This window comes from Rhodoferax sp. (genome assembly GCF_039922535.1).
GTDB lineage: Bacteria > Pseudomonadota > Gammaproteobacteria > Burkholderiales > Burkholderiaceae_C > Rhodoferax_B.
On record NZ_JBDTEM010000130.1, the window covers coordinates 1 to 11,358 of the forward strand.

An 11,358-nucleotide genomic window follows, 5' to 3' on the forward strand; every position below is an offset into this window, starting at 1 on the left:
ATCGCCTACCTGATGGACGAGAACACGTTGCCGATGCAGGCGCTGGTGATCGCACATGCCGCGTATGGCCACAACTCATTCTTCAAAGGCAACCACCTTTTCAAGCAATGGACCAGCGCCGATGCCATCGTCGATTACCTGGTGTTCGCCCGCAAATACATCGCCCAGTGCGAAGAGCGTTTTGGCATGGAAGCGGTAGAGCAACTGCTGGATGCCTGCCACGCCCTGAGCAACCTGGGTGTAGACCGCTACAAACGCTCGCCCCGGTTGTCGCTAGAGAAAGAAACCACCCGCCTCAAAGAGCGCGCCGACTACCTGCAAGCCCAGGTCAACGACCTGTGGCGCACCCTGCCGCCGCGCGCCGAGGCCGAAGAAGCCCAGGAAGAAAAACGCTTCCCGCTGGAGCCCGAAGAAAACCTGCTGTACTTCGTAGAAAAAAACGCCCCCCTGCTCGACCCCTGGCAGCGCGAGGTGGTGCGCATCGTGCGCAAGATTGGCCAGTACTTCTACCCCCAGCGCCAAACCCAGGTGATGAACGAAGGCTGGGCCACCTACTGGCACTACACCCTACTCAACACCTTGTACGACGAAGGCCGCCTGGGCGACGGCTTCATGCTGGAGTTTTTGCAGTCGCACACCAATGTGGTCTACCAGCCGCCCTACAACAGCCCGCATTTCTCGGGCATCAACCCCTACGCACTGGGTTTTGCCATGTGGCGCGACATCCGCCGCATCTGCGAAGCACCTACGGACGAGGACCGCGCCTGGTTCCCCGACATCGCGGGCTCCGAGTGGCGCAAAACCTTCGACTTTGCGATGCACAACTTCAAGGACGAAAGCTTCATCGCCCAGTACCTCTCACCCAAGCTGATGCGCGAATTCCGCTTTTTCTCGGTGCTGGACGACGACGCCCGCAAGACCTTAGGCATCCAGAGCATCCACGACGACAGCGGCTTTCGCGCCCTGCGCCAGCAGTTGTCAGAGCAGTACGACCTGGGTAACCGCGAGCCCAACATCCAGGTCTGGAACGTGGACCTGCGCGGCGACCGCTCACTCACCCTGCGCCACTTCGCCCACCAGCGCCGCCCGCTGGGCGAATCTAGCGCCACCGTGCTCAAACACATGGGTACGCTGTGGGGCTTCAACGTAAGGCTGGAGCGGCAAAACGCCGACGGCAGTGTCTCGGTAGTTGCCGAACACCAAAGCGAAAAACGCCGTCGCAGCGATGCCAAAAAAGGCCCTTAACCACCCCGCTCCTATTTACATAGCTGCCAGCGCAGGTGGCACCTGCGCCAGCGGCCTATTTTTTATAAATTGGCTTTACCCCTGCAAGGCGGATGGGGTTTAAATAACCATCCCAAAACCATCCATACGGATGGTTAAAATGCGGGCATGACTTCCAAAGCCATCACCTCTACACCCACCAACCTTGCCAAGTCCAAAGTGCTGGACTCGGAAAAAATCACCATCAACCTCGGCTTCGTCGACCTGGGCCACATTGACCTGCTGGTGGCCGAGAGCTTTTACGCCAACCGCACCGACTTCATCCGCACCGCCATCCGCAACCAGTTGGCCACGCATTCCGATGCCGTCAAACAGGTGGTAGCTCGCAAGATGCTGGTGCTGGGCCTGCAGCATTTCAGCCAGGCCGACCTGCTGGCGGTGCAGGCCGCAAACCAAAAACTGCAGGTCCGCGTGCTGGGCCTGGCCAGCATCGGCCACGATGTCTCGCCCGAACTGGCGCTGGCCACCATCGATTCACTCGAAGTGCTGGGCTCACTGCAAGCCAGCCCCGAAGTCAAGGCCGCCCTGGCCGACCGCCACATTTAAAACGAAAGCACCTATGAGCGCTCTTTTCAAAAAATTTCTGCAAGAAGCCACCCGGCTCACCCGGAATGGCAGCCTGCAGGAAGCCACACGGGCCATCCAGCAAGCGCTGGGTCGCATGACACCACACCCCCCAACGCCGCCCGCAGCGAAGCAATCGCATGCGGACCGCGATGTCATCGACGTCGAGGCGCGGCCCGTCCACAAAGCCGCCCCGCAGCCCGTGTCGGAACCGGTGCGCCCGCTGCACACCCCGGTGGAACCGGCCTCCAACGACGGCCCCGGCGAATTCACCGAGGCCACGTTCACCCACGCAGGCACCACCCGCAGCTACAAGCTCTACACCCCGCCGCACGCCATTGCCCAGCCCGCACATCCTTTGCCGTTGGTGCTGATGTTGCACGGCTGCACCCAAAACCCCGACGACTTTGCCGTGGGCACCGGCATGAACGCGTTGGCCTTGGAGCACGGCTTCGTGGTGGTGTATCCCGCGCAGAACGCCAGCGCCAACCCGCAGCGCTGTTGGAACTGGTTCACCCCCGCCGACCAGCAACGTGACACCGGTGAGGCCGCCTGGCTGGCCGCCCTGGTCCACGAAGTCACCCGGCTGCGCGCCATCGACCCGGCCCGCGTCTACGTGGCGGGCCTGTCTGCAGGCGGTGCCATGGCCAGCATCCTGGGCCACACCCATCCCGACGTGTTTGCCGCCGTGGGCGTCCATTCCGGCCTGGCCTGCGGCGTGGCCAGCAACGTCATCACCGCCCTGTCGGTCATGAAAAACGGCCGCAGCGTGGCCGGTGCCGCCTCCAACGTGCCCACCATCGTCTTCCATGGCGATGCCGATGCCACTGTGCACCCGCACAACGCCGATGCCGTGCTGCAGACCGCCATCGGCCAAGCCACCACCACCGCCAAGGTGACCGAAGGCACTAATGACAAAGTAGCCCAGGGCCAAAGTTACACCCGCACCACCTACACAACGGCCGACGGCAGCAGCATCGCCGAAAACTGGAATCTGCACGGCGCAGGCCACGCCTGGTCCGGCGGCAGCCCCAAAGGCAGCTACACCGATCCGCTGGGCCCAGATGCATCGGCCGAGATGTGGCGCTTCTTTACGGAGCATGCGCGTGCGACGGCGCACTGAGCAGGGCCAAATAATTCATCCCATCTGATCCGTGCTGTACCCAGAGCTACGCTTGAGCTAAAATTTAAAGTAGCAAATTCGCTAATTTTGCAAAAAAGCACATTCATGCAAATTGATAAAGTTTTTGAAGCGCTGGCATCAGGTCCTCGGCGCCAAATATTGGCGTATCTTTCCGAAGCAGAATTGACCACGTCTGAGCTGGCGGAGCGCTTCGCCATGAGTTCTCCCACCATCTCTCGTCACCTGTCGGTGCTGGAAAATGCGGGCTTGGTCAGTGGCGAACGGCGTGGGGCGTTTGTCTGGTATCGCCTCAATGGTGACAACTTGGTCAACACATTGAGTAGCTACGCCTTCGAACTCTGCCCGGTGGCAGGCCCCTTGAAACGCGAATCGCGTAGCTTGGGTCGCAGCGGCAAACCCGTGTAGCAGACCGCTATGCCCTTGTCATCAACCACCACGATAAACGCGCACCGCGTGCAAGCCCAGAGCATGGACAGCGTCTGCAACGGTGAAGTGCAGTTTTCAGCTTTGAAGTCTCTCTGGTTCCTGGGCATGGCTGCTGGGGGCATCGTGGGTGGAATGCTCACATTCAATTGGAGCGCGCTGCTGCTGTATGGGGTGGCAACGTCCTGCGTTTTGCTGTTCGGCCATTCGCTGGGCAGCCACCGCAAGCTCATCCACAACAGCTTTCAGTGCCCCCAGTGGCTCGAATACCTGTTGGTGTACCTCGGCGTACAGGTGGGGCTGGCCGGGCCTTTAGGTCTGCTGCGCCAGCACGAGCTGCGTGATTACGCCCAACGCCTGCCCGATTGTCACGCTTACCTGCGCCATGGAAGCAGCTTCTTGCGGGACGGCTGGTGGCAATTGCATTGCGATCTGTGGCTGGCACAGCCACCAGCCATCCATATCGAGGCACGCATCGCGGACGACAGGTTTTACCAGTTCCTCCAGCGCACCTGGATGGCCCAGCAGTTGCCGATCGCGCTGGTGTTCTATCTTTGGGGTGGCTGGGCCTTTGTCTTTTGGGGCGTTTGTGCACGCGTGGCCACGGGCATCCTGGGGCATTGGCTGATCGGCTATTTCGCCCATAACTACGGAAGTATGCATTTCGAGGTGCAGGGTGCAGCAGTACAAGGACGCAATATCCGGCTCACCTCGCTGCTGACCATGGGTGAATGCTGGCATAACAACCACCACGCATACCCAGGATCTGCCCGGCTGGGCTTGTTGCCCGGTGAGTGGGACCCGGGCTGGTGGGTTCTGACGGTACTGCGACGCCTCGGTTTGATTTGGGCTGTGCGGCTGCCTAAGGACTTGGCGCACCGGGCGGAACTGGTGGAACTCTCCAAGTCGGGCACCACGGCAGCCATACAAAAGATTGCGCGTGGCAATCTACGGCCAGGTAGTCAACACAATTATTAGCCATAAAATATACCTCTAATGCTTACATAATCTGCACAAGCAGCTATCAACTTAATAGTGTTTTTGCTTTATGTCTGACTTCCTCACCGCCGCCTTCTACCAGTTCGTCGCCCTGCCCGACTACGCAGCGCTACAGCCGCCGCTGCTGGCCTGCTGCGAGGCGCATGGTGTCAAAGGCATGATTTTGCTGGCGACCGAGGGCATCAATGGCACCATCGCCGGGCCGCCAAACGGCGTGCGCGCGGTACTGGCCTGGCTGCGTAGCGACCCGCGCTTGGCCAACCTGCAGCACAAGGAGGCCAGCGCCAGCAGCGACCCGTTCTACCGCATGAAGGTGCGCCTGAAGCGCGAAATCGTCACCCTGGGCGTGCCCGAGGCCAACCCGAATACGTTGGCGGGCCAGTACGTTAAGCCGCAGGACTGGAACCAACTCATCAGCGACCCCAACGTGGTGGTGGTCGACACCCGCAACGACTACGAGGTGGCCATAGGCACGTTTGCAGGCGCGCTGAACCCACACACCCGCAGCTTTGCCGAATTGCCCGACTGGGTAGCCCAAGCCCGCACCGACGGCCAGCCACTGGCCAAAAAACCCAAGGTCGCCATGTTTTGCACCGGCGGCATCCGCTGCGAAAAATCCACCGCACTGTTGCGCGCCCAGGGCTTTGACGAGGTCTACCACCTGGAGGGCGGCATCCTCAAATACCTGGAAACCGTGCCCGAAGCCGACAGCCTGTGGCGCGGCCAGTGCTTTGTGTTTGACGAGCGCGTCTCGGTGGGCCACGGCCTGGTGCCCGGTGGGCTGGAACTGTGCCGCTCCTGCCGCCGCCCGCTGACCGAAGCCGACACGGCATCGCCCCACTTCGTGCGTGGCGTGTCGTGTGCCCACTGCTTCGACCAGACCACCGAAGCGCAAAAACAGGGCTATCTGGAGCGCGAGCGGCAAATGGCGCTGGCCCACGAGCGACAGACTTTGCACGTTGGCGCAAAACAGAAAAACTAGCCAGAAAAACCAATGCCTCCCATCCTCTATTCCTTCCGCCGCTGCCCTTACGCCATGCGGGCGCGGCTGGCTCTGGCGGTGAGCGGGCAAACGGTGGAACTGCGCGAAGTGGTACTGCGCAACAAGCCACCCGAACTGCTGGCCGCATCGCCCAAAGCCACGGTACCGGTGCTGGTGCTGCCGGATGGCAAGGTGCTGGAGCAGAGTATGGACATCATGCGCTGGGCGCTGGAGCGGCACGATCCGGCGGGCTGGCTACAAGCACCTTTGCCGGAGATGCTGGCGCTGGTGGCCGAGGTGGACGGCCCCTTTAAGCACCATCTGGACCGCTACAAATACCCCGGCCGCTATGAAGACGATAGCTTCTCACGCAGTCTGGGCAGGCACAGGCAGGCTCTGGAGCCTATGATTTCTGAATGGGAACAGCGGCTGGCCGGGCGGCCCTACCTGTTTGGCCCCCACCCCACGCTGGCCGACATGGCCATCGCCCCATTCGTGCGGCAGTTTGCCCATGTGGATGCAGCCTGGTTTGCGGCCCAGCCCTGGCCGCAGGTGCAAAAATGGCTGGCAGATTTTGAAGATTCCGCGCTGTTTGCGCAGGTGATGCAGAAATCTGCGCCGTGGCAATCTGGCAGCGCAGGCCTGCCCTTTCCTACAGCGCTTTAAGCCCCATCAACAGCAAGCCCGCCGCCAAAAAACTGCCCTGCAGCCGCAAGGCCGACGGCATGCTGATCAGGCGGGTTTCCACGTTGCGGTACAGCCACTGGCCCGAGCGCAGCGAAAGCCCAAAGGCCAGCAGCATGCCTGCGGCGTTCATCCACGGCTGGGTGGGAAAGTACTGGCTGAACACGGTGTTGACCAGCAGGCATACCGAAAAGTGCACCAGAAACACCGAGTACGACATCTGCCCGAGGCGCTGCACCCGCGGCAATGGCGACCACTGGCGCGCCCACGGGCTGGCCTGCAACACGCCCAGCACCAGGGCCGTGACCAGGGCCACGGCGATGCGCTCGCGGAAGTCCAGCGCTAACGCGGCCAAACCCAGCACGGCCAGGGCCGTCAACCAGACCCAGGGCCGGGCACTACGTCCCGCCCAAAACGCCAGCATGCCAAGGCCGTAGGATCCGGCAAAGTACAAACCCACCGTGTCAAAACTGGCATCCAGATTGAAATACGCCAAGGAGGCTACCGTCAACCCCAGCACCAGCACCGGGGCCAGCCAGCGCGCCGACCACCGCCGGGCCACACTGAACACCAGCACCGCCAGCACAAATAGCTGGAAGTCGATGGCGACGTACCAGACCCCGGCCGACAGCGCCTCGTAGCCCAGCAGGTCTTGCAGCATGAATACATGGGCCAGCAACTGGGGCAGCGAGGGCTCGGAAGGAATCGAAGGGTGCTCCATGCCATAGCGCGCCACGGCGGCCGCCAGCAGGCCAAACAGCAGCGCAGCCAGGTAGGGAGTGGACAGACGCACGAACCGGCGCTGCACTTGCTGCAACGGGCCGTCAAACCGGGCCACGCCGGTGGGGGCCAGGGTGCTGGCCGCCAAATAGCCGCCCAGCACCAGAAACACCTGCACAGCCATGCGGCCGTAGCTGAACAGCCAGTCCATCAGGCCAGTGGCCAGTGGGTAGGCCACCGTGGACATGGGGCCGTAAAACACCAGGTGGTGGGCCACGACCAGCACACAGGCCAGGCCTTTGAGAACGTCGAGCAGAGGTATGCGGGTAGCGCTGTCGCGCGGGGGAGAAATAGGCATCGTCGCTAAAAACGTCCGCCCGCCGGTGGCAATGCAACGGCGGGCGGCTGGATAAAAAAGGGATGAAAGGGGAATCAACCCCCGGTTCAAAACTACAAAGACAGACGGGCTTTGGCCTCGGCGTATTCGCGTGTAAGTTGGGCGACATAGTCGGCCACGGGCTGGATTTTACGGACTGCGCCGATGCCCTGCCCGCAGCCCCAAATATCTTTCCAGGCCTTGGCCGCCGTGTCGCCGCCAAAGTTCATTTTGGTGGGGTCACTTTCGGGCAAATGCTCGGGGTCCAGACCCGCCGCGCGGATGCTGGGTGCCAGGTAGTTGCCATGCACGCCGGTGAACAAGTTGCTCAAAACAATATCGTCCGAATCGCCATCCACCACGGCCTGCTTGTAGGCCAGCGCGGCCCGTGCCTCGGTGGTGGCGATGAAGGCCGAGCCGATATAGGCGAAGTCGGCCCCCATGGCCTGTGCTGCCAGCACCGCGCCGCCAGTCGAAATGGAGCCGCTCAAAGCCAGCGGGCCGTCGAACCACGCGCGGATTTCCTGGATGAGTGCGAACGGGCTTTTGATGCCCGCATGCCCGCCTGCGCCGGTGGCTACCGCGATCAGGCCGTCGGCACCCTTCTCCACCGCCTTGTGGGCAAATTTGTTGTTGATGATGTCGTGCAGCACCACGCCACCGTAGCTGTGGGCCGCGGCGTTGATGTCTTCGCGCGCGCCCAGCGAGGTGATGACGATGGGCACCTTGAACTTCACGCAGGCCTGCATGTCGTGCTCCAGCCGGTCGTTCGACTTGTGCACGATCTGGTTGATGGCAAACGGCGCGGCGGGTTTGTCGGGGTGGGCCCGGTTGTAGGCCGCCAGGGTTTCGGTGATTTCGGCCAGCCAGTCGTCCAACTGCGCGGCCGGGCGGGCGTTCAGCGCGGGCATGGAGCCCACCACCCCGGCAATGCACTGCGCAATCACCAACTGCGGCGTGCTGACGATGAACATCGGCGAGGCGATGATGGGCAGCGGCAAGGCGCTCAATGCGGCGGGAAGCTTGGACATGGGGTTTCCGGATTGGTTTTTTATAAGAAATAAGGCTCTGGCGCAGATAGTACCTGCGCAAGAAGCTACACAATCAATAGCAATTTAATACGCGTCGATGGCCAGGCTGGTCACGCTGTCCGCACCTTCCACGATGCTGTCGCGCAGGCTAAGCGCTGCCACCAGCACGTGGTCGGCATAGAAACGGGCGGTGGTGATCTTGGCCTGCATGAACACCGTGTCTTCGCCCTTAGCCAGCAGTTCCTCGGCCACCAGCAGCGAACGCGCCAGCTGCCAACCGGCCACCAGCTTGCCCGCCAGCATCAGGTAGGGCACGCTGCCCGCAAACACGGCGTTGGGCTGGGCTTTGGCCTGGGTCACCACAAAGCTCACCACGTCCAGGAACGCAGTGCGGGCGACCTTGAGGCGCTTGGCCACGGCCACCGCATCGGCGCTGCCGCTTTTAGCCAGCGCGGTCTCGGTCACCACGATCTGGCGTGCGATGGCCTTGGCGGTGGCACCAGCATCGCGCAGGGTTTTGCGGCCCACCAGGTCGTTGGCCTGGATGGCGGTGGTGCCTTCGTAGATGCTCAAAATCTTGGCATCGCGCAGGTACTGGGCCGCCCCGGTTTCTTCAATAAAACCCATGCCGCCGTGTACCTGCACACCCAGCGAAGCCACGTCCAGGCTCATTTCGGTGCTGTAGCCCTTGACCAGCGGCACCATGAATTCATAGACCGCTTGGTTTTGCTGGCGGGTATCGGCATCCGGGTGGTGGTGGGCCGTGTCGTACGCCGCCGCCGCCGCCATGGCCATGGCACGGCAGCCCTGGGTGTGGCCGCGCATGGTCATCAGCATGCGCTGCACGTCGGGGTGGTGGATGATGGCTACGCTGGCTTTAACGCTGCCATCCACCGGGCGGCTTTGCACCCGGTCTTTGGCAAACTGCACAGCGGTTTGGTAGGCCCGCTCGGCCACCGCAATGCCTTGCACACCCACGGCGTATCGGGCGGCGTTCATCATGATGAACATGTACTCCAGGCCGCGGTTTTCTTCGCCTACCAGGTAGCCCACGGCACCGCCGTGGTCGCCGTACTGCAGCACGGCGGTGGGGCTGGCCTTGATGCCCAGCTTGTGCTCAATGCTGACGCAGTGCACGTCGTTGCGCGCACCCAGCGTGCCGTCGGCGTTGACCATGAATTTGGGCACCACAAACAGGCTGATGCCCTTCACGCCCTCGGGCGCGCCGCTGACCCGGGCCAGCACCAGATGGACGATGTTCTCGGCCATGTCGTGCTCACCCCAGGTGATGAATATCTTGGTGCCAAACACCTTGTAGCTGCCGTCGCCCACCGGTTCGGCGCGACTGCGCACCATGGCAAGGTCGCTACCGGCCTGCGGTTCGGTCAGGTTCATGGTGCCGGTCCATTCGCCGCTGACCAGCTTTTCCAGGTAGGTGGCTTTGAGCGCGTCGGAGCCTGCCGTCAGCAGCGCTTCGATGGCACCGTCGCTGAGCAGCGGGCACAGCGCAAAGCTCAGGTTGGCGCTGTTGCACATCTCCACGCAGGCCGCGCCAATCGATTTGGGCAGGCCCGCGCCGCCGTAGTCTGCGGGGTGCTGCAGGCCCTGCCAGCCGCCTTCGGCAAATTGCTTGAACGCCGCCTTGAAGCCGGGCGTGGCCGTGACCACGCCGTCTTTCCAGCTGGACGGGTTTTGGTCGCCCACCCAGTTCAGCGGTGCCAGCACGCCCTCGTTGAATTTGGCCGCCTCTTCCAGCACGGCCTGGGCCGTGTCCAGCCCCGCGTCTTCAAAGCCCGGCAAGGCCGCAATATGGTCGATGCGGGCCAGGTGCTGGATGTTGAACAGCATGTCTTTCAGCGGGGCGGTGTAGCTCATGGGGTGTCTCCGAAATCAATCAAATAGATGAGGACTTACGCAACGCCTGACGGAAGGCCCAGTGGGCCATCCGTCAGGCGTTGCGTAAGTCCTGTGGATACAAAAAAAGGCACCTCGCAGGATGCCTTCTCATGCTGTGCTGAGGCTTACAGCGCCTTGACCAGTTCTGGCACAGCCACAAACAGATCCGCCACCAGCCCGTAGTCCGCCACGCTGAAGATCGGCGCTTCTTCGTCCTTATTGATGGCCACGATGACCTTGCTGTCCTTCATGCCCGCCAAATGCTGGATGGCACCACTGATACCGGCGGCCACGTACAACTGAGGGGCGACGATCTTGCCGGTCTGGCCCACTTGCCAGTCGTTCGGCGCGTAGCCTGCGTCCACGGCGGCACGGCTGGCACCCAAAGCGGCACCCAGCTTGTCGGCCAGCGGCACCATCACTTCGTTGAACTTCTCGGCGCTGCCCAAAGCCCGGCCACCGGAGACGATGATCTTGGCGGCGGTGAGTTCGGGGCGGTCGTTCTTGGCGATCTCGCTGCCCAGGAAGCTGGATTTACCGGCATCGGCTACGGCAGTCAACACCTCGACGGCAGCAGAGCCTCCGGTGGCGGCAGCCGGGTCGAAACCGGTGGTGCGCACGGTGAGCACCTTGGTTGCGTCCAGGCTTTGCACGGTGGCGATGGCGTTACCGGCGTAGATCGGGCGCTCGAAGGTGTCGGCGCTGATGACTTTGGTCACGTCGCTGATCTGGCCCACGTCCAGCTTGGCGGCCACGCGCGGGGCGATGTTCTTGCCCGAGGCGGTGGCAGGGAAGACGATGTGGCTGTAGCCGGCGGCCAGTGCCAGCACCTGGGCGGTGACGTTTTCGGCCAGGCCGTGGGCAAAGCCTGGCGCATCGGCGTGCAGTACTTTGGCCACACCGGTGATCTGGGCGGCAGCAGCGGCAGCGGCAGCGGCGTTGCTACCGGCGATCAGCACATGCACATCGCCACCGCAGGCAAGTGCGGCGGTGACGGTGTTCAGGGTCGCGCCTTTGACGCTGGTGTTGTCGTGTTCGGCAATGATGAGTACGGACATGTCAGATCACTTTCGCTTCGGTCTTGAGTTTGGCGACCAGGGTGGCCACGTCGGGGACTTTGATACCGGCGCTGCGTTTGGGGGGCTCGGAGACTTTGAGGGTCTTGATGCGCGGCGATACGTCCACCCCCAGGTCTTCGGGCTTGAAGGTGTCCAGCTGCTTCTTCTTAGCCTTCATGATGTTGGGCAAGGTGACG

General features: G+C 62.5%; 11 protein-coding genes and 1 pseudogene. 7 read left to right on the forward strand and 5 right to left on the reverse strand.

Annotated elements, in window-relative coordinates; translation table 11 throughout:
• From ABI213_RS06230 to ABI213_RS06260, 7 genes are all read left to right on the forward strand, one after another.
• The coding region (locus ABI213_RS06230) for a SpoVR family protein (RefSeq protein WP_348026435.1) at positions 1 to 1,245 on the forward strand (1,245 nt) is incomplete at its 5' end.
• 147 nt (positions 1,246 to 1,392) lie between these two features.
• Complete coding sequence (locus ABI213_RS06235) at positions 1,393 to 1,830, forward strand: CopG family transcriptional regulator (protein WP_348006211.1); 438 nt, start codon at positions 1,393 to 1,395, stop codon at positions 1,828 to 1,830.
• Positions 1,831 to 1,843: 13 nt separating this feature from the next.
• Entirely contained in the window at positions 1,844 to 2,971 is a 1,128-nt protein-coding gene (locus tag ABI213_RS06240) for a PHB depolymerase family esterase (RefSeq protein WP_348026436.1), read from the forward strand.
• Between the two features lie 105 nt (positions 2,972 to 3,076).
• Entirely contained in the window at positions 3,077 to 3,397 is a 321-nt protein-coding gene (locus ABI213_RS06245; RefSeq protein ID WP_348007675.1) for a metalloregulator ArsR/SmtB family transcription factor, read from the forward strand.
• Positions 3,398 to 3,406: 9 nt separating this feature from the next.
• Positions 3,407 to 4,393 (forward strand): acyl-CoA desaturase, encoded by a 987-nt coding sequence (locus tag ABI213_RS06250; protein ID WP_348007676.1) that lies wholly within the window; start codon positions 3,407 to 3,409, stop codon positions 4,391 to 4,393.
• A gap of 70 nt (positions 4,394 to 4,463) precedes the next feature.
• On the forward strand, positions 4,464 to 5,396 hold the full coding sequence (locus ABI213_RS06255) for a rhodanese-related sulfurtransferase (RefSeq protein WP_348007677.1): 933 nt from the start codon (positions 4,464 to 4,466) through the stop codon (positions 5,394 to 5,396).
• A gap of 12 nt (positions 5,397 to 5,408) precedes the next feature.
• Positions 5,409 to 6,062: a glutathione S-transferase gene (locus ABI213_RS06260; protein ID WP_348007678.1), complete on the forward strand. Its 654-nt coding sequence runs from the start codon at positions 5,409 to 5,411 to the stop codon at positions 6,060 to 6,062.
• Here the strand turns inward: ABI213_RS06260 and ABI213_RS06265 are convergent.
• From ABI213_RS06265 to ABI213_RS06285, 5 genes and pseudogenes are all read right to left on the reverse strand, one after another.
• Positions 6,049 to 7,158 (reverse strand): acyltransferase, encoded by a 1,110-nt coding sequence (locus ABI213_RS06265; protein WP_348007679.1) that lies wholly within the window; start codon positions 7,156 to 7,158, stop codon positions 6,049 to 6,051. The two genes, ABI213_RS06260 and ABI213_RS06265, sit on opposite strands and share 14 nt — an antisense overlap.
• A gap of 92 nt (positions 7,159 to 7,250) precedes the next feature.
• A complete protein-coding gene (locus ABI213_RS06270; RefSeq protein WP_348007680.1) occupies positions 7,251 to 8,207 on the reverse strand; it encodes a nitronate monooxygenase family protein in 957 nt (318 codons plus the stop codon).
• 84 nt (positions 8,208 to 8,291) lie between these two features.
• Positions 8,292 to 10,082 (reverse strand): acyl-CoA dehydrogenase, encoded by a 1,791-nt coding sequence (locus ABI213_RS06275; RefSeq protein WP_348007681.1) that lies wholly within the window; start codon positions 10,080 to 10,082, stop codon positions 8,292 to 8,294.
• A gap of 146 nt (positions 10,083 to 10,228) precedes the next feature.
• A complete protein-coding gene (locus ABI213_RS06280) occupies positions 10,229 to 11,161 on the reverse strand; it encodes an electron transfer flavoprotein subunit alpha/FixB family protein (RefSeq protein ID WP_348026437.1) in 933 nt (310 codons plus the stop codon).
• A gap of 1 nt (position 11,162) precedes the next feature.
• A pseudogene (locus tag ABI213_RS06285) lies at positions 11,163 to 11,358 on the reverse strand (electron transfer flavoprotein subunit beta/FixA family protein); the annotation flags it as partial.